Origin of the sequence: Tellurirhabdus rosea (genome assembly GCF_026278345.1) — a bacterium.
Lineage (GTDB): Bacteria > Bacteroidota > Bacteroidia > Cytophagales > Spirosomataceae > Tellurirhabdus > Tellurirhabdus rosea.
The window spans coordinates 5,237,951-5,263,554 of sequence record NZ_CP111085.1; the positions used below are offsets into that span (position 1 = coordinate 5,237,951).

Here is a 25,604-nt window from a genome sequence, read left to right on the forward strand (position 1 = left end):
GCGGATGGGTGAGCGCGGCGTTTCAGACGCCGGGATCGCCCGTCCGCTTTTTTGTTTACGCGCAGTCCGCCAGTTCGCGGGCAAACCGCTCCAGCTGCCGCGCTTCGCTCACCACCAGCCGGGCCTTTTCGATGATCAGACGGCCCCGCTGCGTCGGCTCAATGGGGGTGCGGCTCCGGTCGAAAATTTCTACCCTGAGATGTTCTTCCAGCACCCGGATCTGCTGGCTTAGGGTCGGCTGAGTCACGCAGCAGTTGTCTGCGGCTTTCGTAAAGCTCCGTTCGTTGTCCACGGCCACAATGTACTCCAATTGACGCAACAGCATGAGACGATAAGGTCGAAAGAATGGATCAAATTAACTCAGGTTTGGGGAAGAATAGCGGATTAAGACAGATAAAAATTGCTAAAATACTATAGAAGTCGTTAAAATTAGGTAGTAATACTTGCATTATTGATAGTATCTATTTGACAAGATGCCGTAGGTTTATAAGGTTTGTGCCAGCTTTTGTGGAATACATACCTAACCCTTGCCAAGTCTTGTACCTATGCAGCACAAACTACGTATGCTGGGACTCACCGTCCTGCTGACCACCGCCTTAAGTAGTCAACTGGCTTTTGCCCAGGGATATTGGGCGGGTTCCAATTACAAAAACGGCTTACGTCTTTACCTGAACAAGGACAGTACCAGCTTTATTCGCCTCCTGATGTGGTCGCAGATCTGGCTGCGCTGGCAGCAGCAGAACCCCGGCACCAGCATCGCCGGCAACAACAACGTGGCCGAAACCTGGGACGTGGGAATTCGCCGGAGCCGCATCCTGATGCACGGCCAGCTGACTCCCCGAATCCTGGTCTTCTGGATTATCGGGGCCAACAACCAGACCTTCAACACGGGCGGGGGCGGGCTGCTCACCGGGCCCGACGGCGTCACGGACGGCAAAAGGCAGGCCGTGTTTGTCCACGACGCCTGGACGGAGTTCAAGGCCAGCCGGGCCTTTTCGTTCGGGGCGGGACTGCTGACCTGGTCGGGACTTTCCCGGCTTTCCAGCGCCGCCACGCTGAATTTCATGACCTTTGATTCGCCGCTGTATGGCTGGGCGCTGCTGGATGCCAACGACCAGTTTGCCCGGACGTTTGGGGTGTACGCCAAAGGGGAAATCGGTAAGCTGAGCTACCGGGCCATTCTCTCCAAGCCCTTTACCATTCCGGAAGCGGCCACGGGCTGGACAACGCCCTACACCCTGGCCCAACGCACCGGAGCGTCGCCGATGACCACCCTCGCCGGGCGGGGCGCGGGCTGGGCAGCCGGACTGACGGCCCTGCCGAATGCCTACAACATTTCGCAGTACAACTCGCGGACGCTCAACAAACCGCTGTACCAGTTGTACGCCACCTACGATTTCTTCGAACAGGAAAGCCAGACGCTGCCGTTTATGGTCGGGTCGTACCTGGGCACAAAAAAGGTGTTTAACGTCGGGGCCGGGTTCATGATCCAGCCGGAGGCCATGTGGCACCGGACGCCCCGGACCGCCGCGCCGACGATTCCTGCCAGCGTTTCGCTCAATGCCCAGCAAACGGCCGAGCTCCAGGCGGGGCGTTATCCGGCGGCCATCACGGGTTTTGCCGGTTTGCCCGAAAACCAGCGGATCGCCCTGCAACTGGCCAACGTGGATACCGCCCGCACGGCCATGCGCCATTTTGCCATCGACAGTTTTCTGGACCTGCCCTTCGGTCCGGAAGGCGCCCAGCGCTCGGCCCTGACGGCGTATGCCGCGCATTACTGGTTCGACTACGGGCCCAATTACGTCCGGAACGCCGGTACGATGAACCTAGCCAGTGCCGCCACCCAGCCGGGCTCACAGCCGCAGGCGTTCAACGGGGCGGGCAATGCCTATCCGACCTGGGGCACCGGCCGCGTCTTTCACATCCAGGCAGGCTATATGTTTCCCCGGGCCTGGACGCAGACGTTCGGGCAGTTTCAGCCGTACGTGTCCTACAGCCGGGCCAATTTCGAACGCCTGAATCAGCCTCACAACCTCCTGGAAGGCGGGATCAACTGGCTGCTGGCGGGGCACAACGCCAAAATCACCGTTCATTACCGGCCCCGCCCCATTTATTCGGCCGCTACCAACGAAGTGCCCGGACAGGAAGGGCTCGGCGGCATGCGCGTGGCGGACCGCAAGTCGGAAGTGATCACCCAGTTTTTTATCTTTTTCTGAAAACGAGCCATGCAACTTCGTCTGATCACCGCCCTGTTTTTGGTTCTGCTGGGTTCGGGATGCATCAATACCCGTCCCCGGCCCATGACGCTCACCTGCAACCTGAGCAAGGAGCAGTTTGTAGAGGAGTGTACCCGGCTGCTGCGGCAGAACGGGTATAAGATTATCGAGGAGAATGCCGCTATGGCGCGGGTCCGGGCTACGAAAGGGCAGAACCAGACCAACATGGGCGAAAACATGCAGTACAATGGGCCGTATCTTTTCGATGCCACTTACGATGAAGGGCGAATTGTGGTGAGCGTCGCCACGATCATCCGGGTCATCAACGCCGACGAACAGCCGTTCATTCTGCAAACGCATAACGAAGGCCGGGGCACCAGCGGGGCCGACAAAAAGTTCTTCGTGCCGGTGCTGGACGGGCTTCGAAAAAGGTGCGCCCGGTTGCCCTGAGGCCATCGGGGAGGGCTGTGCACGGCACAGCCCTTTTTTTTGACCGTTTACCGTCGCAGCGACGACTCGCGGACGATCAGCTTCGTCGGCATCACTTTCGTCTCCACCGGCACCGCTTCGTCGCCGGATTCCAGGTGGGCCAGCAGCAGCCGGACGGTTTCGAGCCCCATTTCCTGAATCGGCTGACTCACACTGGACAGCGAAGGGGAGAGGTAGGCCGAAACGGGTTCGTTGTTGAAACTCACCACCGCCAGATCTTCCGGAATCCGTAACCCCCTCTGTTTCATTACGTACAAAGCCGGATAGGCGATCCGGTCGCTGATGGTCAGCAGGCCGTCCAGCGGCTGGGGGAGGCTCATCAGCGCCAGCGTCTGCATGATCGTGTTTTCCTGCGTGTAATCGCAATGGAAAATATGGTGATTCTCGACCGGGAGGCCGTGTTTTCGCAGCGCATCCTGATACCCGGCAATGCGGCGGTTGCTGAGCAGCAGCTGCGGCGGTCCGGCCAGAAAGCCAATGCGGCGGCAGCCCTGTTCAATCAGGTGCTCGGTCGCCTTAAAGGCCGCTTCGTGGTTATCGACGATCACCTTTGAGGCCGGAATGTCGTCCGCATACCGGTCAAACAGCACCAGCGGGAAATTCCGTCGGGTCAGGCGCTCGACATGCTGGTAGTTGTCGGTATCCCGCGAGAGCGAAATAATGATGCCTTCCACCTGGCTGCGCAGCAGGTTCTGAATCTGCGTCACCTCCCGCAGCGACGATTCGTTTGTCTGACAAACCAGCACGCTATAGCCCGCCTGAAGGGCCGCATCCTCGATGCTGTTAAGCATCGCCGAGAAGTAATAGTAACTCAGATTCGGAACAATCACCCCGATCGTGCGCGTCCGGCTCTTGGCCAGGCTGGTAGCCAGCTGGTTGGGCTGGTAATCCATTTCTTCGGCCAGCTGCATGACGGCCCTGCGCGTGTCCGGATGAATTTCCGGCATGCCACGCAGCGCCCGGGAGACGGTCGAAATAGAGATGTTCAGAGACTGAGCAATATCCTTGATGCGGACGGGAGTATTTTTCATGAGTAGGGGTAAGAGCCTGTTTTCATTTTTTCCGGAAAGGAACCGTTTGTGAAAGTTCTGTGCCTGGGTCAGTGTTGTTCTGGCCTGTTTTGGAAGTTGTCACAATTATAGGAAAAAAAGTAATATTTATTGAATCTACAAACCTTCATGCAAACGCTTGCGGTAGCGATTGCGGAAAAATTTTCGAACTATTTCTTGAATTAGCACAAAAAAAGCTTGCTCAGGGGGCATATGCCCTGTAGCTTCAAAGAACTATTGGCAACCGGGGTCCTGTCCGGTACCTGTAGGGAGTAAATTACATAAGGATGCAACCCCTGAATCAAATTGTATTTTTCTAATCAAGTCCTTACCCAATGAAACACGGTTTCCTGTTTGTTCTGCTGTTTGTCGCCCAGGCTGTTTCGGCGCAGAAGGCCATCAATGTCGATGCTGAATTTGCTTCTGCGGCAAAGCAGTACGAGGCCATGCTGCGGTCCCTGCCGGATACAACCCGCTTCCCGCAGTCGACGCTGCCCGACGGCAAACTCCGGCTGATGCCGTCGTCCTGGTGGTGCAGCGGATTTTTCGGCGGTTCTCTCTGGTATATCTTCGAACGGACGGGCGATGCCCGCTTCCGGGAGGCGGCCCACCGCTGGTCAATGGCTGTTCAGAAAGAGCAGGCCAACACCCGTACGCATGACCTCGGCTTTATGCTCTACTGCCCGCTGGGCAACGGCTACCGGCTCACCAAGAATCCGGCTTACCGTCCGATAATGCTGACCGGTGCCAAGTCGCTGGCTACCCGTTTCCGCCCGGACTACGGCGTCATTAAGTCGTGGGACGGGTACAAGGACGGGGCGGGCAAGCGCTACGAATACCCGGTCATCATCGACAACATGATGAACCTGGAGTTCCTGTTCTGGGCCGCCCGCGAATCCGGCGACAAGACGCTCTATAACCTTTGCCTGTCGCATGCCGACAGCACGATGAAGTACCACTACCGCCCCGACATGAGCAGCTACCACGTCGTTTGTTACGGCGATGGCGGCAAGGTGCTGGCCCAGCGCACGCACCAGGGCGCCGCCGACGAGTCGGCCTGGGCACGCGGACAGGCCTGGGGTCTGTACGGTTATGTGGTCATGTACCGCGAAACGAAGGATAAAAAGTACCTGAACTTTGCCCGCCGCATTGCGGACTTCATCCTGAAGCACAAAAACCTGCCCGCCGACAAGATTCCGTACTGGGATTTCGACCGGCCGGGCGAAGAGCGGGATGCCTCGGCGGGAGCCATCATGGCGTCGGCCCTGCTCGAACTGAGCACGTACGGCGGCGCGTCGAAGACTTACTTCAAAGCGGCCGAACAGATGCTGCAAAGCCTGTCGTCACCGACCTACAAAGCGGCTCCGGGCGAAAACAACAACTTTATCCTGAAGCACAGCGTCGGCCACAAACCGGCCAAAAGCGAAGTCGATACGCCGCTGATTTACGCGGATTATTATTACCTGGAAGCCCTGCTGCGGTACGATGGACTGCGTAAAAAAACGGCGCTGAAATCGTAAGGTGCCCGGGTGATGCTGGATAGGGGACGTTTGACACTGGACAGTAGACACTAGACACTGATCTGTCTCCAGCGCCAACCCTCCAGCGCCCGGCATCCTTCGGACAAGGAACGAACTAATGACTTTATTTTCAATCAATTACCTTTACCTTCCATGAGTACAAACGAATACTCCGGTGTTTCCAAACCGGGGCTGGGCCGGTTCGTGTGCGGCTCGGCGCTGCTGGTAGCCCTGATGATGCCCGGACTGTCGCTGGCACGCCCGGAAAAATCAGTGCTGATCGCTACGGCCGAACAAACGGTGAGCGGCCGGGTGACCGACGAAAAAGGGGAGGCCCTGCCGGGAGTGAGTGTGTCGCTGAAAGGCACGACCCGGGGAACGTCCACCGACAATACCGGGCGTTTCCAACTAGTGGTGCCGGGACCCGAAGCCGTCCTGGTTTTCAGCTATATCGGCTATGCCAATCAGGAAATCACGGTGGGCAACCGCCAGTCGTTCGATGTTAAACTGGTGTCGGACGAGCAGAACCTGAACGAAGTGGTGGTGGTCGGTTACGGCACCCAGCGCAAGAGTGATATTACCGGCTCGCTGTCGTCGGTATCGGCCAAGGAAATCCGGGCCACGCCGATCACGGGCGTCGGACAGGCGCTGCAGGGCCGGGCGGCCGGGGTGTTTGTGACCCAGGCTTCCAACGCGCCGGGCGGCGGCGTATCGATCCGCGTGCGGGGGGGTAACTCCATCAACGCCGGCAACGAGCCGCTGTACGTCATCGACGGCTTTCCGGTCTATAACGAAAACGGCCCGAACCTGAACCCCAACGATATTGAGTCGATGGAAATCCTGAAAGACGCCTCCGCCACGGCCATTTACGGTTCGCGGGGTGCTAACGGGGTAGTCCTTATCACGACCAAACGCGGAAAATCAGGCCAGAACCGTATCGAACTGGAAACGTATTACGGCATCCAGAACGTCCGGAAGCAGATTCCGATGCTGAACGCCCGGGAGTACGCCCAGCTGGTGAACGAAGCGCAGGTCAATGCCGGGCGGCCGGTGGTCTTCACCGATGCGCAGCTGGCGACGTTCGGCGAAGGCACCAACTGGCAGAACGAGATCTTCCGCCAGGCGCCCATGCAGAACTACCAGCTGACGGCCTCGGGCGGCAACGACAAGACGCGCTACGCCATTTCGGGCAACTACTTCGACCAGCAGGGGATCATCATCAATTCCAAATTTGACCGGGGTTCGCTGCGGTTCAATTTCGACCACAAACTGAATGACAAAGTCAGTCTCGGGACGAACCTGAACATCGTCCGCACCCGGACCTTCGCCGTACCGACCGACGCCGACGGCGGAAACGGGGCTTCGGTGGTCTACGCCGCCCTGAACTTCTCGCCGACCCAGCCGGTCTACAACCCGGACGGTTCGCTGGTGGTCTTCAACACGCCGGGCCGCATCCAGATTGGTTCGCCGGTGGCACAGGCGCTGGGCACCTCGAACCAGACCGTGGGGACGCGTTTACTGGGGAACGTGTTTGTGGATTACAAAATCCTGCCCGGCCTGTCGTTCCGCACGAGCTTCGGTACGGATCTGAACTACAGCAAAAACAGCTTTTACATCTCCCGGCTGACGGCCTCCGGTGCGCAGCTGGGCGGACAGGGCGCCATTCAGAACAACCAGTCGTCGAACTGGCTGAACGAGAACACCCTGACTTACGTCAAAAGCTTCAACACGGTGCATAACCTGACGCTGCTGGCCGGTTACACGATGCAGGGCAACCGCTTCGAGAGTGTGCGGGCTTCGGCGCAGGGGTATGCCAACGATATCCTGACGTTCAACAACCTGGGTGGCGCTTCGACGCCGCTGATTCCGACCTCGTCGGCTTCGGACTGGCAGCTGAATTCGTACATCGGCCGGGCCAACTACGACTATAACGGGAAGTACCTCGTGACGGCCACCGTCCGGGCTGACGGCTCGTCGCGGTTTGGAGCGGGCAACAAGTGGGCCGTCTTCCCCTCGGGTTCGTTCGCGTGGCGTATTTCGGAAGAAAGCTTCCTGAAGGCTAACCCGGTCATCAACGACCTGAAACTCCGCCTGAGCTACGGTCTGAGCGGTAACCAGGAGATTGGTCAGTACCAGTCGCTGGCGACGCTGGGCACGCAGAACGCCAACTTCAACAACACGGTAGCCATCGGAATTGGACCCACGCGGGTAGCCAACCCGGACCTGCGCTGGGAAACGACCGCCCAGGCCAACATCGGAATTGACGTCGGCCTGTGGAACAACCGCATTTCGGTAACAGCGGACGTGTACGAGAAGAAGACGACCGACCTGCTGCTGTCGGTGCCGCTGCCGTTCGTGTCGGGTTATGCCTCGGCCCTGCAAAACCTGGGCAGCATCCGCAACCGGGGCGTCGAACTGGGCATCAACTCGACCAACACGACGGGCGCTTTCCGCTGGACGACTTCGTTCAACATCGCGGGCAACCGGAACAAGGTCCTGGACCTGGGCAACCAGCGCGAATTCCCGGCGGGCGAATCGAGCGGTCACCTCCAGCTGCCGAACTCCGGACTGGTGCGCGTGGGCGAGCAGATCGGTCTGTTCTACGGTCTGAAGTCGAACGGTATTTTCCAGAACCAGGCGGAAGTGGACGCTTCGGCCCAGAAAACGGCCAAACCGGGCGACATTCGGTACATCGACCAGGACGGCAACGGGGCCATCAACCAGAGCGACCGCGTCATTCTGGGGTACGCCCAGCCGAAGTTTTTCGGTGGTCTGACCAACACGTTCTCGTATAAAGGCTTCGAACTGATGGTGTTCATGCAGGGTACTTCCGGCAACAGCATCTTCAACATCAACCGCTTTGAACTGGAGTCGCTGACGGGCGTGAGCAACCAGTCGCGCCGGGTACTGGACCGCTGGACGCCGACCAACCCGAGCACGACCATGCCGCGCGCCAACGCCGTGGGGAACGCCTACGTGATTTCGGACCGGCAGATTGAAGACGGCTCGTACCTGCGGGTGAAGAACGTAAACCTGTCGTACACGCTGCCCCAGGCCTTGACCAAGCGGGCGAAACTCAACAACGTGAAAGTGTACGTCAGCGCGCAGAACCTGCTCACGTTCACCAACTACACGGGCTTCGACCCCGAGGTGAACCGCTACGGTCAGAACACCCTCAGCCAGGGTACCGACTACGGCAGCTACCCCGGTAGCCGGATTTTCCTCGGTGGTCTGGTGCTGGGTCTGTAAAAACGTTTAACGTTTAGGGTTTGTGGAGGCTATCGAAAAACGGACACGGACTGCGCAGCGAACCATAAACCCTGAACTCTAAACCATAAATTGAAAATCAACTCATGAAAACATCCCATATTTTATATTCTTCCCTGCTGGCGCTGAGTCTGACGGCCTGTTCGCTGGAAGAAACGCCGCCTTCCGCCCTTGCTCCGGTGAACTTCTATACCAGCGCGGGCGATGCCGTGGCGGCCGTTAACTCGGTGTACGACGTGGCCAACCAGGTCGGTGACCAGAGCCGCAACTTCATCATCATGGGCGACATTCCGTCCGACGACATGAACCTGCTGCTCAACAACGCCGACCGGATTCAGATCTGGAGTTTCCAGACGACGCCGACCAACGGACTCATCTCCCAGTCGTGGCAGATTCTGTACCAGGGCGTCAACCGGGCCAACACGGCCATCGAGCGGATTCCGGGCGTACAGATGGATGAAACGCTGAAAAAACGGCTCATCGGTGAGTCGAAATTCATGCGGGCGTTCTACTATTTCTACCTCGTTCGCTGGTACGGCGGTGTGCCCCTGATGCTGTCCGAAACCAAGTCGCTCAACGACGGCCGCGACGTGAAGCGCGCGACGGCGGATGAAGTGTACGCGCAGATTATCAAGGATCTGACCGATGCCGAGACGTCGCTGCCGGACCGGTATACGGGCGCTGATCTGGGCCGGGCAACCGCCGGAGCGGCGAAAGCGATGCTGGCCAAAGTGTACCTCCAGCGCCGGGATTTTGCCAACACCCGGACCAAGGCGAAGGAGGTGATCGACAATGCCGCCAAATACGGCTACGGCCTGTTCGACCGGTACGCGGATGTCTTCGCCATTGCCAACAAAAACGGTCGGGAGTCGGTGTTCGAGATTCAGTTTGTCGGCCAGGGCACCGGCCAGGGCAGCGGCATGGTGACGTATTTTGCCCCGGAAAACTCGCCCGTGACGGGCCGCGGATTCGGCTCGTTCTACCCGACGACCGAACTGTACGAAAGCTTCGCCCCGACCGACAAGCGCCGCGAACTGTTCATCAATTCGTACGTGGACGGAGCCGGAAAAACGGTCAACACCTTCCAGCACTTCAACAAGTACCAGGACCCGTCGGCACGGGCGTTTGGCGATGCCAACAACAACTTCCCGATCATCCGGTACGCCGATGTGCTGCTGATGTTTGCCGAAGCGGACAACGAACTGAACGGCCCCACGGCGGAGGCCCTCAACGCGGCGAATCCGATTCGTCGGCGGGCGTTCGGCTTCGCGCTGAATGCGCCCTCATCGGTCGATTTCACGGCGGCTCTGGGCAAGGAAGGTTTCCGGCAGCGGCTCTACGACGAGCGTCGCTGGGAGTTCAACGCCGAAGGCCAGCGCTGGTTTGATCTGGTGCGCACGGGCCGGCTGGTGAGCGTACTGAAAGCCAAAGGCAAAACGAACGTGGAGGAAAAACACAACCTGTTCCCGATTCCGCAACGCGAAATCGACCTCAACCCGAACCTGGAGCAGAACAAGGGATACTAAAAATTGAAGGTTGAATTTTGAATGTTGATGGGTTGGGTGATTGATAGGTTGAATGATTGAATGACTGATTAGGAGTGTCTGGCCATCGTTTGATGCAGAATTTAAACTGTATCAAGCATTCGCAGGCGAGTTTCTATTCAATCTATCAATTATTCAACCTATCAGTCATTCAACCCATCAACATTCAACCTTCAACATTCATTTCAGTATCTGACTACCCAGAAACTGGTACCGGCCGCGGAGGTTTTCTGTTTCGGTTTCCAGTTTGGGCTGAACGTCGATGCGCATGAACGGCACCGCATTCCCGGCGCTGGCGGCAGGCCAGGAGGGAAGCCCCGGACCGTTGGGGGCGCCGTTCTTGACGAAGTTGGCGAAATAACTCTGCATCAGTTCCGAAACCTTGTAATCTTCCGGCGTCCAGGCGTAGACCTTGTTGGTCGCCAGATTGCCCATCGCGTATTCGATTTCGGCTGAGTGAACGGCTCCCCGGCTTCTTGGAGCCTTGGGCGCGTTCGGGTCGTTGTTGCGGACAACGCCGCCCGCCAGCCCCGCCGACGCGTTGCCCATCTCCGGAACCATATCCGGACGGGGACGGGTGTAGAAATAACGGAAGACCGGCTTTCCGGACGTCTTCCGGTGCATATCGGCCCATTTCCAGGTGCTGAAACCGATGAAGCGGTCACCAGCCAGCGCCATAGCGGCGTCCATCACTTCCTCGTTCGTCGTAGCCGGATACAGCTTCAGGACCTCAGCGGCGTTTTCTCCATACACGCGCTGAACAGCTTTGGCGTAATTTTCCGGCGTCGGCTCATCTTTTCCCAGAATACTTCTGAAACCGGACTCTTCCGAGTTCCAGCCCACCAGCAGCGGTACGCGCGACTGCTCACCGGCTTCAAACACGGCGAGGGCCGGTTTAGGCAGAAAATAGCCGTCCAGAACGGTGCTGAACCGCGGCGTGGCGGGCTGGGCGGTCGCTTCCAGCAGCTTGTCGGCCGGGATGGCCCGCAAATCCGCGAGGCTTTTCGCGCCGAGCATCGTGGCAAACTGGGTTCCGGCCTCTTCGGCCTTGTTCAGCGGGGTCGGGGAGAGCGTTCCCAGCAGCGAGCCGCTTTCGCCGATGGCCCCGGCAATCAGGTTCTTCGACAGCGGGGAAACCATCTGCGCACTCACCGACACCGATCCGGCCGATTCGCCCGCAATCGTGACGCGTTTGGGGTCGCCGCCAAAAGCCGCAATGTTCTGCTGCACCCAGCGCAGGGCCGCCGCCTGGTCGAGCAGGCCGTAATTGCCCGACGCCTTGTGGGGCGATTCCTTCGTCAGTTCAGGATGAGACATGAAACCAAAGACATTCAGGCGGTAATTGACCGTCAGGGCCACGATGCCCCGGCGGGCCATGCTCTCGCCGTCGTAGCGCGGTTCGGAGCCGTCACCGGCAATGAAACCGCCGCCGTAGAAGTACACCAGTACGGGCAGCTTTTCTTTCCCGGTTTGGGCGGGCGTCCAGACGTTCAGGTAAAGGCAGTCCTCGCTCATGCCGTTGGAGCGGAAATTCATGTCGCCGAAGACCGGCCGCTGCATGGCCCGCGGCCCGAACTTATCGGCCTTGCGCACGCCGGTCCAGTTCTGGACGGGCTGAGGCTCCCGCCAGCGGAGTTCGCCCACGGGCGGGGCGGCAAACGGAATGCCTTTGAACGAACGGACGCCGCTGGCTTCCACCACGCCCTCCACCGTACCGTTGGCCGTCCGGACGCGGGGAGCCGACTTCTCATTTTGTCCGTAAACCAGCGCCGACAGCCCGAGCGTCATGCAGGAAAAAAGGAATAAAGAGGTTCTCATGCCTGTAATAAAAGGGATTCAATCAATTTTATTGGGGAAAATTGCAAGGTAATACATTGTTTGAAAAGAAAAGTCGGATTGGCCCTTGTCCGGCAACAAATCCGGCCGACAGTAAACCGGAATCAGAAGCGTCTTTTTTCGGAGAAAAGACAAGGTGAAGAATCCTCAACCGCATCGTCCAATGGCTTTCCTGTCCCGCCGTTCGTTCCTGTCCGGTACCGCTCTGGCCGGAGCCGCCCTGCTGACCCGACCGGTCCTTGCCGAGCCGAAAGCCACGAAGCTGCGGCTCGGCGGCCCTGTTTTTCTGAAAACCGACGACCCCGAGGCGCTGGCCCGCGAACACCGCCGACTGGGGTACAGCGCCGCCTACGCGCCCGAGGCCGACCTGAACGATGCCGCCCGGCTGACGGCCATCCGGAAAGCCTACGCCGCCGCGGATGTGCTGCTGGCCGAAGTGGGTGCCTGGGTGAATATGCTGGACGCCGATGCGGCGAAACGGCGGCAGAACCTCGACTACGTGACCCGACGGCTGGCTCTGGCCGAAGAACTCGGCGCGCTGGTCTGCGTTGACATTGCCGGCTCCTACAACCCCACCCGCTGGGACGGCCCCGACCCGCGGAACCTGAGTACGGACTTCTTCGACGCCACCGTCGAAAACTGCCGCAAGGTAATCGACGCGGTGAAGCCCAAACGGACAAAATTTGCGCTGGAAATGATGGGCTGGAGCCTTCCCGACGGGCCCGACGCGTACCTCCGGTTCGTCAGGGCCATCGACCGGCCGGGTTTTGGCGTGCATGTTGATATTGCCAACATCATCAACACGCCCCAGCGTTTTTACGACAATACAGCGCTCATCAACGAGACGTTCCGGAAACTGGGCCGCTGGATCGTGTCGGCCCACGCCAAGGATGTACACGGGAAGGACGTTCATTTTGCCGAAACCGCACCGGGGCGGGGCAGTCTGGATTACCTCGCCTACATCCGGAACGTGACCTCGCTGGGCCGGGAGGTGCCTCTGATGCTTGAGCATCTGCGAACGCCCGAAGAATACGACGAAGCCCGCGCCTACGTCATGCGCCGGGCGGGTGAGGCAAAGATTCCGCTGGCCTGAGGCCGGTTTCTACCTGAGGCCCAGAATCGCCGAGGGCCGGAGCGGCTTGTCGAGGTGGTGCGTTTTTTCGTACTCTTTAGTGTGCTTGACCACCGGATAAATGGCCGACAGCAGCGCCCACACCATGCCCGGCAGGCCGTCCAGAAACCCGCTTTTGAGCACGTAGATTTTGGTGAACCGGGTCAGAAAACGCATGGCCATCACCAGGCTGTCGGCCCGGAAAACGGCCCGCCGCGGCGAACCCGCATGAACGGCCTTCGCCAGCGCGGATTCGGCGCTCAGGGACGTGTAGCGGTTCATTTTCTCAATATAATCGTGCAGGGAGGCGTAACTGTAGTGCAGGAGCGTCCCGTCGAGCGGGGTGACGGTCCCGGAGATTTTCACCTGTTCGTGGACCAGATCGGCGCTGACGTGGCCGTAGCACCGGTTGAAGAGCCGCAGCACGGGCCGACGATGTTCGCCGCTGTGCCGGAAGGTCCGCCCCATGAACACAAGGCTGCGCGGAAGACTGTAGGCCTGCCGCGGGTCCGGCGACGACTGCATCACCCGGCGGATTGCGCTCTGCATGTCCATGTCGGGCACTTCATCGGCATCCAGCAGCAGAACCCAGTCGTGCGTGGCCTGGTCTACGGCATAGCCTTTCTGGGTGCCGTAGCCGTCAAATTTGCGGTGCAGGACCCGGCAGCCGAACATCTGCGCGATGGAAACGGTCTCGTCGGTGCTGCCCGAATCCACCAGTACAATCTCGTCGGCCCAGTCCATGACCGACATCAGGGTTTGCAGCAGGGTTCGTTCGGCATTACGGGTAATTATCACTACCGAGAGCGGAAGCTTTGTAGAAGACATGGCGGATAGAATAGCTACGTTTATGAAGGGATACGCTGCTATTTGCCAAAATGTTGAGAAGAATGCACCATATATCGATGAAACGGTCCAAAGTGTCGCCGAAACGTTGCTTTGAGTCGATGTCAAAACACCAAATCCCGGAATAATTAAAAATAGGACAGGGATTTCATGTATTTTGAGCGCCGCTTAAAGCCGTCAAAATGAATTGAGTATAATTTCGGATACAAGCCCGGTGGAACGACTTTCCGGTTTCGGACGTTTGGCAAATAGATGTAGGTACATTAAATTTGGACGGATGCCTTTATGACTACTTTATCCGATTTCAGACGCTTTACGGACGACCTAAGCCGCCAGGACCAGCGGATGCCGGTTCTGTTCGTCGGTCACGGTTCGCCGACCAATGCCATCGAGGATAACGAATTCAGCCGGCGCTGGCGGCAGATGGCCCGGGAGATTCCGGTTCCCAAGGCGGTGCTGATCGTTTCGGCGCACTGGCTGACCAAAGGCACGCACATCACGGCGATGGAACAGCCACCGACGATTCACGATTTCGGCGGATTTTCGCGGGAGCTTTTCGAAGTGCAATACCCGGCCCCCGGTAGTCCGGCGCTGGCGCGGGAGGCGGCCGCCCTGATTCAATCCACAAACGTGGGTCTGAACCACGACTGGGGCCTCGACCACGGGGCCTGGTCGATTGTCCGGCAGATGTACCCTGACGCCAGCATTCCGACCCTCCAACTCAGCATCGATTATTACAAACCGCCCCGGTATCACTACGAACTGGTCCGGGAACTGTCGGCCCTGCGGCAGAAAGGCGTCCTGATTCTGGCGAGCGGCAATATGGTGCACAACCTCCGCATGATGAGCATCCGGAGCATGGCCGACATCAACCGGGAGTTCGGGTTCGACTGGGCGCTGGAAATGAACGAGCTTTTCAAAGAGAAAATCCTGTCGGGCGACCACGCCGCCCTGATCGACTACGAACGGCTGCACCCCGCCTCCCAACTGGCCATTCCCACCCCGGACCACTATTACCCGCTGCTGTACGCCCTCGGCCTCCAGCAAAAAGAAGACGAGCCGGTATTCTTCAACGACAAAGCCGTAGCCGGCTCGCTGACGATGACGTCCGTCAGGTTGGGCTAAAGGGTTGATTGATTGAATGTTGAATGATTGATTAGCTCCGCCAATTCAGGCGCTGCGGAGCCAATCAATCATTCTATCATTCAACATTCAATCATTCCTTTTCAGCAGGGAGTACAGAAAATCGAGGGCTTCGCCGTCGGGGAGGGTTCGGGGGCCGGTGCGGTCACCGAGTTCGGCGATCTGTTTTTTCTGAACGGAGTAAGCGGGCCAGGGGGGCAGCCCTTTTCCGTTGGGATTGCCGGTTTTGATAAAATTGGCCCAGTAAGCGGACATCTGCCGGGCCAGTTCGGCATCGGTTTCGTTCAGCGGGCGGAGCTGCCGGTCGATGTACCGGAGGTTGTCGTAGGCATACGCCACTTCGCCGGTATGAAACGCGCCGTAATGGGCGTACTGGCCCGTGGCGGGCAGCTTTCGGGTGAAGCGGTACACGTAAACGGGCTGGCCCTGCTGGCTTTGCAGCGTGGCCCAGGCGTAATTCTTCACACCAAAGGCGTAATCTCGGCCGTAATTCCGCTGCGAACGGGCGGCTTCCGTGTCGTCTCCGGCCGGGTAATGCTTCAACAGATTTTGGGATTCCGGTCCGTATTGCTTTTCCAGCTGCGCCCGGAAGTCGGCGGCGCTTTTGGGCGTTCCGTTCAGTCCTTCGTCTTCATTCCAGCCGGTCATCAGCGCGACCGGATTCTGTTTGCGGTCGGCAAAAATCCGGGCGATGGACGCCGGCAGCAGGTACCCATCGACAATGGGGGCGTTCCCGCCCTCCGACTTTTGCTGAATTTCCGCCGCCGGTTTGGCTCTGAGTTCGGCGATGGACGAGGCGCCCACGGTTTTCATAAACTGCATCCCGGCTTCTTCAGCCTGCCGGAGAGTGGGCAGTGTGCGGGTAAAAATGGCTCCGCTCTGGGCAATGGCCTTGTTGAAGAGGTTTCGCGCCAGCGGTGAAGCCACCAGGCAATTGACGCTGGTTGAACCCGCCGACTGCCCGGCGATGGTCACCTGACCGGGGTCGCCGCCCAGCTGGGCGATGTTCTGCTTCACCCATTGCAGCGCCGCAATCTGGTCCAGCAGCCCGTAATTCCCCGATACGTTCCGGCCCGATTCGGCCGACAACGCCGGATGGGCCAGAAACCCGAACGGCCCGACCCGGTAATTGAGGCTGACGAACACCACGCCTTTGCGGGCCATCGCCTCTCCGTCGTAGATGGGCACGGCGCTGCCGCCGCTGCTGAAGCCGCCGCCATAAATCCAGACCAGCACCGGCCGCAGGGACTTTGCGGAAACGGGGCGCGCGGCGGTCCAGACGTTCAGATACAGACAATCTTCGCTGATGGGTTCTTTGGGAATGAGGTATTCGGCGCTCCACGGGCCAAACGGATTCGGAACGCCCTGCACCGGGCTGGGCCCGAACGCTTCACAACGGCGAACGCCCGTCCAGGGCCGGACGGGCTGCGGTGCTTTCCAGCGCAGTTCGCCGACCGGCGGGGCGGCAAACGGAATGCCGCGGTAAATCCGCACGTCGCCTTCCCGGTTGACCGTTCCCGAAATCAGCCCTCCCGTCACCCGGACAGGCGGGGTTTCGGTCGGGGGGAGGGTCAGGGCAAGCAGTCCCAGAAAAAGGCCGATTACGGCAAGCGGACGCGGGAAAACGTTCATACGGGGAGCGAACGGGTTGGTTCTATCCCCACAAAGCCGCCGGGACCGAAAGGTTACTTGGAGGATGCCGGGGCATTTTGCGGCTTCGGACCAAAGCGGGTTCTTTCCCGTTCAGGCGGGCAGGTAAACCAGGAAAGTAGCCCCCTGGCCCGGCTGGCTCCGGGCGGTAATCGTCCCGCCGTGAAAGTCCACGATGCGCTTGCAGAGCGCCAGCCCGATGCCGGTGCCCGGATACTGGGTTTTGCCGTGAAGGCGCTGGAAAAGTCCAAAAATGCGGACAATGTGCTTCTCATCGAACCCGATGCCCGTGTCGGAAACGGCGATTTCGTAGTAACTGGCGGCGGGATTCAGGCCGGTAAAATCAGGTACCTCCGCGGCCGTCACCTGCCGGGCGGCGACGTGGACCCGAACCGGCGTGTCCGGAAGGGTGAACTTCAACGCATTGCCCAGCAGATTCAGGAACAGCAGTTGAAGCTGGCTCATGTCGCCCTTCAGCACGGGAAGCGGCTCCTCAATGGTCAACTGCGGCTGCGTCGTTTTGATGACCGGCTCAAGCTCTTTGAGAACCTGCGTCATAACGGTTTGCAGCGACACCTCGCGGAAGGTCTGCCGGTGGGTCGAAAGGCGGGAATAGGAAAGAATGTCTCTGATCAGCAGCGACATCCGGCCCGCGGCCGACTGCATCCGTCGGATCAGGTCCGAGCCTGTATCGCCCAGCGCCGGGCTGTAGTCTCGGGACAGCAAATCGCCGAACGACTGAATTTTGCGCAGCGGCTCCTGCAGGTCATGGGAGGCGATGTAGGCAAACGACTGGAGATTTTCGTTGGTCAGGTGCAGTTCGCGGTTGGCCGTTTCGAGCTGCTGCCGGTATTGGAACGACTGGGTGATGTCCGTGGCCGTCATGATCAGCCCGTCGCCGTTCCACGGCCCGATCATCACCTGAACCGTCCGGGGGCCCCACTGCTGTTCTTCCGTGAGCAGTTCGCCGGATTGCAGCACCCGGGTCATGGCCTCGAACTGCTGCTGGAAATCGGCAAGAGGAAAAACCTGCGAAGTCTTTTGTCCCGTCAGGAGCTGGTCGCCGACCTCCATCCAGTCTCGGGCGACGCCGTTGGTGGTGACGTATTGCAGGTCCTGGATAGTGCCGTTTTCGTCCGTCGTCGCCCGGGCGACGACGATGGCGTTGGGAGTGGCTTCCAGAATGCCTTTCAGGAGCACGGCCTGCTGCTGGGAAACTTCCTCCGCTTCTTTCAGGTCAGATACGTTGATGTAACTCATCAGGACGCCCTCGTCCATCGGCATCAACTGGGTGTCGGCCCACATGTTCAGGTTTTCGCCCTGATAATGAATCAGAAAACGCTGTTTCTTTCCGGACTCCACCGTTTGGACGAGCCGGTCGAAGACGCCGTTGTCCACGATACCCGGGTAACTCCGGAGCAGTGGTTGCCCGATGAGTTCCGCGGCCGGGCGCCCCAGCGTGCTGGAATGCAGATCGTTCAGAAAGGTAAACCGGAAATCGGTGATCTGCCCGCTCTCGTCCCGGATGGGGGCCAGATGACACATGGCCGTCAGGGAGTGGTTGACCACGGCCTCCAGTCGTTTGGTTTCGCGGGTGCGCTGGTTTTCGGCCGTTCGGATCGCGGTGGTTTCGCCGGCGTTCAGAACGACAAAATCGCCTTCCCGTTTGCCGCCGATGTTGATCCAGCGGTCAACCGTAGGCAGGTAGATGTCTTCCCACAGAAACGGCTCTCCGTTGGCGGCCAGTTCCAGCAGCGACGGCCACAGAATCATCCCCATCAGGCCGGGGAACCGTTCGCTGAGCAGCCGGCCGATGAGGTCGGCGGCGGGCAGGCCCACGAGTTCTTCGGCTACCCGGTTGACGGTGTCGATCAGGAGGTCAACGGGCTGTTTCTGGTCATTCCGGATGATGCGGCAGAGTCCAAAAGCCGTGAAGCTGTTGTCCAGGATCAGCCGCAGCCGGGTTTGTTCTTCGGCCTGCTCTTTTTCGACTTTTTTGAGGTGCGTAATGTCGGTGTACGAGGCGACCACCCCTTCTTCCAGCGGCGTCAGGGTCTGCTCGAACCAGACATCCGCCGCTTCGAAGTAAAACTGAAAGTTCTGGGGCTCTCCCGTTTCCAGGGCGGTTACCCAGCGATAAAAAATGCCGCTTTCCTTGCCCCGGGGGTCGCTGGTGAGCATCGTTTCCTCCAGCATCCGCCGCCGGGGAATGCGCACCATCTGGCAAACCGAATCGTTGCACTCCCTGACCTGAAAATCGATGATCTGTCCCTGCCGGTCGCGGATGGGCTGGCTGTAGATCAGTCCGCAGGAAACCGTGTTGAAGAGGCTCTGGATAAACCGGATGCGCTGCTGCTCGGCTTTGCGCCTTTCGGTGATGTCATTGTAGGTTAAAATAACGCCGTCGCCATCGGGCGTAATCACGAGGTCGTAGTGCATGGCCTCGGCCCGGCCGGCAAACCGGAAACTTTTCACCAGCCGGATGCTCACCCTTTTTTCCACCACATGCAGGCAGCATTCCTGCAGGAGCGGGGGCTCCGGTATTTCGCCGGAACCAAGAATTTCCGCCAGCGTTTTGCCCGGCAGGTCGTCAAACGCCGGGTCACAGTCCCGGGTCGCGATGGTGTTGAGCTGGACCAGACGAAAAGCCGTAACCTCACCCTGCTCATTCCGGATACAGCGCAGAGTCGCCACCCCGTCGAATGATAAGTGGACTATCTCATGGAGAGCAGGTAATGAGTCGGTAATCATGTCCGGAAAAGAGATCGGGTAAGGGTCGCAAACGGAGCGCTTTACGTCAGACCCATCCCGGAGAGACAGGCGGCTTAAGTAGAAGCACTCAGTTTACTTTAAGCCGTAAAACTATCAATTTACTCCTATTGGCGATTCGGCAGGTTTTAAAAAAATGCCTTATCTTTTTATTTACCGGCGCAATCGGTAAAATTTCGGCTCGGTTCAGACGGTCGTAGCCGACTTGTCAGATAGGTCTTATTACTTACAAAGCGCTTTCCGGCAGTTCTGCGCGGCTTTCCCGGACGTGTGCAAACCAGGAGAATTAGCGGTATATTTCCCGCCGGATGCCCCGAAAGGGCATTTTATCAACAACTCCCTTTAGCATGTCAGTCTTACCAACCAGAGCCGGAATTTTCCTGCTGGCGGTGTCCGCCTATGCCAGCGCCTGTGCCCAAACGCCGGTTTCCATTCCGTCCGAAGCCCAGAAAGCCGCCCGCAGCGTTCGCCCCGCCGCCGTGGAAGCGCACATGCGGTACCTTTCCGATGATAAACTGGCGGGCCGGAAACCGGGCACTCCGGGCTTCGACCTGGCGGCCCGCTACGTCGAAGACCAACTGAAAAACCTCGGCTACCAGCCGATGGGCGAGCGCGGCACCTACCGTCAGGCCGTTCCGCTGCGAAAAGCGCAGGTGCGGGAGGCCGCCAGTACGATGACGCTGGTCCGCGATGGCCGGGAGTATCCGCTCGTTTACGGGAAAAATTTCTTCCTGAGTCCGCAGTTCAACGAAGCCGTCAGCGAAGCGTCCGCGCCGGTGGTGTTTGTCGGCTTCGGTGTCTCGGCCCCGGAACTGGGGTACGACGATTATGCCGGCATCGACGTAAAAGGCAAGATTGTGGCCTGTTTCAACGGCGCTCCGGCAACGTTTCCGTCCAACCAGCGGGCGTACTCGGGTTCGGCCAAGCAGGAAGTGGCCGCAGCCCACGGCGCCGTCGGCCTCATCACCTTCAGCCTGCCCACCGATGTCCGGGCGCGCATCGAGTCCAACGCGCCGCGCAACCGCCAGGCCATCTACCGCTGGACCGACCCGAAAGGCGGGGTGCAACGCACGTTCCCGCAGCTGAAAGTACTGGCTTCGCTGGGCGACTCCACGGCCCGCGCCCTGTTCGACAAAGCGCCCACCACCTTCGAGGAGGCCCGCGTGGCCGCCAACCAGAGCAAACCGCAGGCATTTCCGCTCAACGTGTCGGTGCGCGCCCGCACCCAGACCGAACTGACCGATGGGCTGGTGGGCCAGAACGTCGTCGGGATGCTGCCCGGAACCGACCCGAAACTCAAAAGCGAGTACGTCGTTTACGTGTCGCACCTCGACCACCTCGGCATTACCCGTCCGGTCAAAGGCGATTCTATCAACAACGGCGCGCACGACAACGCCTCCGGGGTGGCTATCAACCTCGAAACGGCCCGGCTGTACGCGTCCCTGCCGAAGAAACCCCGGCGGTCGATCGTGCTGGTGGCCGTGACGGCGGAGGAACTGGGGCTGCTCGGTTCGGATTATTTCGCCAGCAACCCGACCGTACCCAAAGAGAAGATCGTGGCTAACCTTTGCCTCGACATGCCGTTCTTCTTCCATCCGCTGCTGGATATTGTGCCCTACGGTTCGGAACATTCCAGCATGAAAGGAGCCGTGGAAGCGGCCGCCAAATTCGTCGGGGTGGCCATTGCCAAAGACCCCATTCCGGAGCAGGCCGTGTTCATGCGCTCGGACCACTTCAGCTTTGTCCGGCAGGGCATTCCGGCGATTTACATCAAAAGCGGCTCGACGACCGGCGACAGCCGCGACGGGACCAAGCTCAACCTCGACTGGCGGGCGACGACCTACCACACGCCGCAGGACGACATGAACCAGCCGTTCGACTGGAACGCCGCGGCCCGGCACGTGCAGCTCCAGTTTCTGATCGGCTACCTGACGGCCCAGGCCGACGAGCGCCCGGTCTGGAATGTCGGGGACTTTTTCGGAACTAAATTTGGAACAAAAGCGGCCGTCAAATAAGGCGGTTTTTCCGCCGAAATGCCGCCCGGATGCAATTATGACTATTTTTCTGCTCAAGATTACCCTCATGCCTTCGGTGATTGCGCTGGTGACGCTGGCGATTCGCCGCTGGGGCAACCAGATCGGGGGCCTAATCGGCAGCATGCCCTGGATTGCCGGACCGATCCTGATCTTTTTTATTCTGGAGCAGGGAAAAGCGTTCGGCATCCGGGCCATTCCGGGCATTATGACGGGGATTCTGGCCCTGCTGAGTTTCTGTTTTTCCTATTCAACCTTCTCCCGAAAATGGAGTTGGCTGCCGACGCTGCTGATTTCGTACGGCATCTACACGCTCACGGCCCTTTTCTTCAATTCGCTGACGCTCTCGCTGGGCGTCAGCTATGGCGTCGTGATGGGCAGCGTGCTGCTGACGCTGCGCTATTTTCCCAAACCGGGCCCCGAACCCATCAAAGCCCGCCGACTGCCGTTCGACATTCCCATCCGGATGCTGGTGGCAACGCTGTTCACCCTCCTGATTACGGGGCTGGCGGGCGTGCTGGGGCCAACCTGGAGCGGCATCCTGACGCCTTTCCCCATTCTGACCTCCATTCTGGCCATTTTCTCCCATACTTTACAGGGCAGCAACGGCACCATCACCACGCTGCGGGGGCTGGTGCTCGGGCTGCTGGGCTTCACCACGTTTCTGGCCCTACAGGCGTTTCTGCTGCCCGTTTTCTCCGTGGCGCTGGCCTTTGCGCTGGCGCTGGTCGTCAACGCCCTGATCAACGTGCTGGCGGTGCGGGTGGCGTAGAACCGGACTCTACGTCAGCCGGGAGGCGCTGTCGTTATCAATGAATAAAACGGCGTTCGGATGGCGGCGCAGGATGGTGGACGGGTAACGCTCGGTGATCTCGTCGTGCAGGGTGTGGTAGACTGCCGGGGCCTTGTGAATACCCGGAACCATGCAGAAAATGGCCGGAGCCTGCACCAGCGCTGGAATCGTCAGGGTCAGCGCGTGGGTCGGAACGGCTTCAAACGTGGCAAAACAGCCGTCGTTGACCTGCTGCTGCCGACAGGCGGTGTCCAGATCGACCACTTTGACGAGGTGCGGGTCGTGGAAGTCCGCCACGTGGGGGTCGTTGAAGGCGATATGGCAGTTTTCGCCAATGCCCATGCAGACCATATCGGCGGGATGGCGGCGCAGCAACCCGCTGTACCGCTGGCATTCGGCGGCGGCATCCGGGGCGTTGCCGTTCAGATAATGGACCGCCCGGAAAGGCACCCGGTCGAAGAGGCGGGTTTTCAGGAAATTGCCGAACCGCTGCGGGGCCTCTTCCGGCAGACCCACGTACTCGTCCATGTGAAAGGCAATGACCCGGCTCCAGTCGATGCCGGGTTGTTCACAGAGAGCCGCCAGAAATTCGTCCTGCGAGGGCGCAGCGGCAAAAATCATCGAAATGCTTTCCTGTCCGGCCAACAGGGCGCGCATCCGGGCGGCGGCCAGCTCGGCGGCCTGTTGGCCCAGCAGTTTCCGGTTTTCGAACCGACGAACGAGGAGCAGGTCGGGATGGGGTTGAAGGGTCATGGCAAAGCGGTTAAGAGAAATCTGAGGATTCGGGGAAGTCAAAAAAGGTTTCGGGAACACCCTCGTGAATGTCCTGCCGGAAAACGACGTTTCCGCCGATCACCGTCAGCAGCATGCGGCACCGCCGGTCGAAAACGACCAGGTCGGCATCCATGCCGGGCGCGAGGCTTCCTTTGCGGTCGGCTACGCCCATGATGCGGGCGGGGGTGCTGGTCAGCATCCGCACGGCATCGAGCAGGGGAATGTCGGTGGTCGTCAGAACGGTTTCCAGCAGTCGGTCGGCCGTGGCGACGCTGCCCGCAAACGCCTGCCGGTCGGGGAGTTTGGCCACCCCGTCTTCCACAATCACCGGCGTGCCGTTTTTGAGGCTTCCCAGGATGCTCGGACCGGGCGGCAGGCCCGCCGCCCGCATGGCGTCGGTAATGAGGGCCGCGTGTTCCGGTCCTTTGATTTTGTAGGCCAGCTGCAGCAGGGGCGGCGGCAGATGCACCCCGTCGGCGATCAGTTCCACGTCCATTTCGTCGAAAAGATAGGCGCTTTCGATCACGCCCGCGTGGCGGAAGCCGTTGCGCCGCGTCACGCCGGTCATGCATGAGTACAGGTGCGTGACGAGCGAGTAGCCGGCCTCGTATGCCCGCCGCACGTCGTCGTACAGGGCATCGGTATGCGCGATGGCGGCCAGAATGCCTTTTTCGCGCAGCCGCCGCCCGAACGGGATGGCTCCGTCCAGCTCCGGCGCGGCACTCCAGCGGGCGATGGACGGGGAGTAGGCCAGAATTTCTTCGTACTCGGCCGGGTCGGGGTTGCGGATGTAGCGTGGGTCCTGCGCGCCCCGCTGGTTCAGCGCAAAATACGGGCCTTCGAGGTGCATGCCCAGAAACTGCGCGCCCCCGGTATTGGCCGTCCGGGCCTTTTCGTAGGCATCCAGCGTCCGGAAGAGGTCGTCTTTCTCGGCCGTCAGCGTGGTCGGAACCAGCGCGGTGGTGCCGTGGCGGGCGTGCAGTCCGGCGATTTTTAGAAACGCTTCCGGGGTGGCATCCATGAAATCGTGCCCGTCGCCGCCGTGAACGTGCAGGTCGATGAAACCGGGCGCGACGTAAGCCTGTCCGGCGTCGTAGCGGACGGTGCCTTCGGGAAGCTCTTCGTGCCGGTCGTGAATGCCCAGAATCCGGCCGTTTTCAATCACGATCATGCCACCGCGGAGACGCTGGAAGGGAGTCAGGAGAACGCCGTTGAGGATGGCCAGTTTCATGCGGAAAAATCAGAGCGTCCAGCGTTTGACAGTATGTCCGTAGGCCGCGTAAAAAATCAGGTACAGGTAGCAGGGCAGCAGGACCCAATACGCGGTCCGGACGTCGTACCGGTCGGCAAAATGCCCGTAAAAAAGCGGCAGAATGGCGTTTCCGCAAAGCCCCATGATGAGCACCGACGCCCCGACTTTGGTGAACCGGCCCAGTCCATCGAGCGCCAGCGGCCAGATGCCCGCCCAGATCAGCGAATTGGCCAGCCCCAGTAGCACCACAAACCAGATGGACAGGTCGGTCGTGTGCCCCAGAAACGTGACCGTTCCGGACGTGAACAGGATGCAGAGCGAAAAGACCGTGCCCAGCACCGTACAGACCCGCAGCGCATTGACCTGGCTGATGAACCGGGGAATGGCGGCGATGCCGACAAAATACCCGCAGATGGTGCAGAAAAGGGTGTACGACGGAAAGGTTTTCGCTTCCAGCAGGTCGAGGCCCATCGAATTGGCGTAGCCGATCACGGAATCAATCGCCACCACCTGCGAGCCGACGTGCAGGAAAATCGCCAGGGCGCCCAGAATCAGGTGCGGGAACTGCAGAATGCTGGTTTTGCCCGCGTTGGCCGCCGCTACCTCGCCGGTTTCGTGCTCGGTATCGATTTCGGGCAGGGGCGAGCGGTAGACCAGGTACCCCAGCACGAGCAGAAAACTGCCGAGCACGGCATAAGGCGGAATTACCCGCCGCACCAGTTCGTCGAGGGCCGCCCCGCGTTGGGAGTCGGTCATGCTGCCCAGTTGGGCGAACAGATCGGTGTCGGTGGGGCGGAGGATAACGGCGGCAAAGATGAGCGGTGACAGAATGCCCGCGGCTTTGTTGCAGATGCCCATCATACTGATGCGCTGGGCCGCCCGTTCTTTCGGTCCCAGGATGGTGATGTAGGGATTGGAAGCCGTTTGCAGAATCGACAGGCCGATGCCGATGGTGAACAGCCCCAGCAGAAAGATGCCGTAGGTCCGCGTCAGAGCGGCGGGAATAAAAATGAACGCTCCCGTCGCCATCGCCCAGAAACCGAACATCATGCCTTTCTTGAAACCCACCGCCCGCAGCAGGTACGAAGCCGGAACCGACATGATGAAATAGGCGATGTAGAAAGCAAACGCGACCAGATACGCCTGAAAACTGGTCAGCTCGCAGGCGATTTTGAAATACGGAATGAGGATGGAGTTTACCCAGGAAATAAAGCCGAAGATAAAGAACATCAGCCCGATGAGCAGAATGGAAACGGTGGTTTCGCGTCTGGTCAGACCTCGTGCGTCGTGGGTTAACGTGCTGGTTTCCATG

18 protein-coding genes are annotated in these 25,604 nt (G+C 59.7%); 9 read left to right on the forward strand and 9 right to left on the reverse strand.

The window, feature by feature from the left end; genetic code table 11:
- Positions 1-55 precede the first annotated feature (55 nt).
- A complete protein-coding gene (locus ORG26_RS22115; protein WP_266365737.1) occupies positions 56-325 on the reverse strand; it encodes a LysR family transcriptional regulator in 270 nt (89 codons plus the stop codon).
- A gap of 220 nt (positions 326-545) precedes the next feature.
- On the opposite strand from ORG26_RS22115, the gene ORG26_RS22120 reads away from it, so the two are divergent.
- Positions 546-2,216: a hypothetical protein gene (locus tag ORG26_RS22120; RefSeq protein ID WP_266365739.1), complete on the forward strand. Its 1,671-nt coding sequence runs from the start codon at positions 546-548 to the stop codon at positions 2,214-2,216.
- Positions 2,217-2,225: 9 nt separating this feature from the next.
- The gene (locus ORG26_RS22125; protein WP_266365741.1) at positions 2,226-2,666 is read left to right on the forward strand and encodes a hypothetical protein; all 441 of its coding nucleotides are present in this window, start codon (positions 2,226-2,228) and stop codon (positions 2,664-2,666) included.
- 47 nt (positions 2,667-2,713) lie between these two features.
- Here the strand turns inward: ORG26_RS22125 and ORG26_RS22130 are convergent, their stop codons facing one another.
- Positions 2,714-3,736: a LacI family DNA-binding transcriptional regulator gene (locus ORG26_RS22130; protein ID WP_266365743.1), complete on the reverse strand. Its 1,023-nt coding sequence runs from the start codon at positions 3,734-3,736 to the stop codon at positions 2,714-2,716.
- A gap of 353 nt (positions 3,737-4,089) precedes the next feature.
- Between ORG26_RS22130 and ORG26_RS22135 the strand changes: the two genes are divergently transcribed.
- The 3 genes from ORG26_RS22135 to ORG26_RS22145 all read left to right on the forward strand — a co-directional run bounded on the left by ORG26_RS22135 (position 4,090) and on the right by ORG26_RS22145 (position 10,067).
- On the forward strand, positions 4,090-5,274 hold the full coding sequence (locus ORG26_RS22135) for a glycoside hydrolase family 88 protein (RefSeq protein WP_266365745.1): 1,185 nt from the start codon (positions 4,090-4,092) through the stop codon (positions 5,272-5,274).
- Between the two features lie 153 nt (positions 5,275-5,427).
- Entirely contained in the window at positions 5,428-8,523 is a 3,096-nt protein-coding gene (locus tag ORG26_RS22140) for a SusC/RagA family TonB-linked outer membrane protein (RefSeq protein ID WP_266365747.1), read from the forward strand.
- 104 nt (positions 8,524-8,627) lie between these two features.
- Entirely contained in the window at positions 8,628-10,067 is a 1,440-nt protein-coding gene (locus ORG26_RS22145) for a RagB/SusD family nutrient uptake outer membrane protein (RefSeq protein ID WP_266365748.1), read from the forward strand.
- 198 nt (positions 10,068-10,265) lie between these two features.
- On the opposite strand, the gene ORG26_RS22150 is transcribed toward ORG26_RS22145, so the two are convergent.
- Positions 10,266-11,873, reverse strand: a complete 1,608-nt coding sequence (locus ORG26_RS22150; protein WP_407704835.1) for a carboxylesterase/lipase family protein — start codon at positions 11,871-11,873, stop codon at positions 10,266-10,268.
- Between the two features lie 211 nt (positions 11,874-12,084).
- Here ORG26_RS22150 and ORG26_RS22155 point away from each other — a divergent pair, with 211 nt between their 5' ends.
- Positions 12,085-13,014 carry a sugar phosphate isomerase/epimerase family protein gene (locus ORG26_RS22155; protein ID WP_266365752.1) on the forward strand — a complete coding sequence of 310 codons (930 nt, stop codon included), beginning with the start codon at positions 12,085-12,087 and terminating at the stop codon, positions 13,012-13,014.
- A gap of 9 nt (positions 13,015-13,023) precedes the next feature.
- Here the strand turns inward: ORG26_RS22155 and ORG26_RS22160 are convergent, their stop codons facing one another.
- The gene (locus ORG26_RS22160; protein WP_266365753.1) at positions 13,024-13,860 is read right to left on the reverse strand and encodes a glycosyltransferase family 2 protein; all 837 of its coding nucleotides are present in this window, start codon (positions 13,858-13,860) and stop codon (positions 13,024-13,026) included.
- A 303-nt stretch (positions 13,861-14,163) separates the two neighbouring features.
- Between ORG26_RS22160 and ygiD the strand changes: the two genes are divergently transcribed.
- The gene (gene ygiD / locus ORG26_RS22165; RefSeq protein ID WP_266365755.1) at positions 14,164-15,003 is read left to right on the forward strand and encodes a 4,5-DOPA-extradiol-dioxygenase; all 840 of its coding nucleotides are present in this window, start codon (positions 14,164-14,166) and stop codon (positions 15,001-15,003) included.
- Between the two features lie 87 nt (positions 15,004-15,090).
- Here the strand turns inward: ygiD and ORG26_RS22170 are convergent, their stop codons facing one another.
- A complete protein-coding gene (locus ORG26_RS22170; protein WP_266365757.1) occupies positions 15,091-16,653 on the reverse strand; it encodes a carboxylesterase/lipase family protein in 1,563 nt (520 codons plus the stop codon).
- Between the two features lie 111 nt (positions 16,654-16,764).
- Positions 16,765-19,422 carry a PAS domain-containing sensor histidine kinase gene (locus ORG26_RS22175; RefSeq protein WP_266365759.1) on the reverse strand — a complete coding sequence of 886 codons (2,658 nt, stop codon included), beginning with the start codon at positions 19,420-19,422 and terminating at the stop codon, positions 16,765-16,767.
- Positions 19,423-19,787: 365 nt separating this feature from the next.
- Here ORG26_RS22175 and ORG26_RS22180 point away from each other — a divergent pair, with 365 nt between their 5' ends.
- Complete coding sequence (locus ORG26_RS22180) at positions 19,788-21,455, forward strand: M28 family metallopeptidase (RefSeq protein WP_266365761.1); 1,668 nt, start codon at positions 19,788-19,790, stop codon at positions 21,453-21,455.
- Between the two features lie 37 nt (positions 21,456-21,492).
- A complete protein-coding gene (locus ORG26_RS22185) occupies positions 21,493-22,245 on the forward strand; it encodes a hypothetical protein (protein WP_266365763.1) in 753 nt (250 codons plus the stop codon).
- Positions 22,246-22,254: 9 nt separating this feature from the next.
- Here ORG26_RS22185 and ORG26_RS22190 read toward each other — a convergent pair whose 3' ends face one another.
- Genes ORG26_RS22190 through ORG26_RS22200 form a run of 3 tightly spaced genes read right to left on the reverse strand, consistent with a single transcriptional unit; the run spans position 22,255 to position 25,603 of the window.
- Positions 22,255-23,019 (reverse strand): glucosamine-6-phosphate deaminase, encoded by a 765-nt coding sequence (locus ORG26_RS22190; protein WP_266365764.1) that lies wholly within the window; start codon positions 23,017-23,019, stop codon positions 22,255-22,257.
- Between the two features lie 10 nt (positions 23,020-23,029).
- Entirely contained in the window at positions 23,030-24,271 is a 1,242-nt protein-coding gene (nagA, locus tag ORG26_RS22195; RefSeq protein WP_266365766.1) for an N-acetylglucosamine-6-phosphate deacetylase, read from the reverse strand.
- Between the two features lie 9 nt (positions 24,272-24,280).
- A complete protein-coding gene (locus tag ORG26_RS22200) occupies positions 24,281-25,603 on the reverse strand; it encodes a sugar MFS transporter (RefSeq protein WP_266365768.1) in 1,323 nt (440 codons plus the stop codon).
- Position 25,604: the final 1 nt, after the last annotated feature.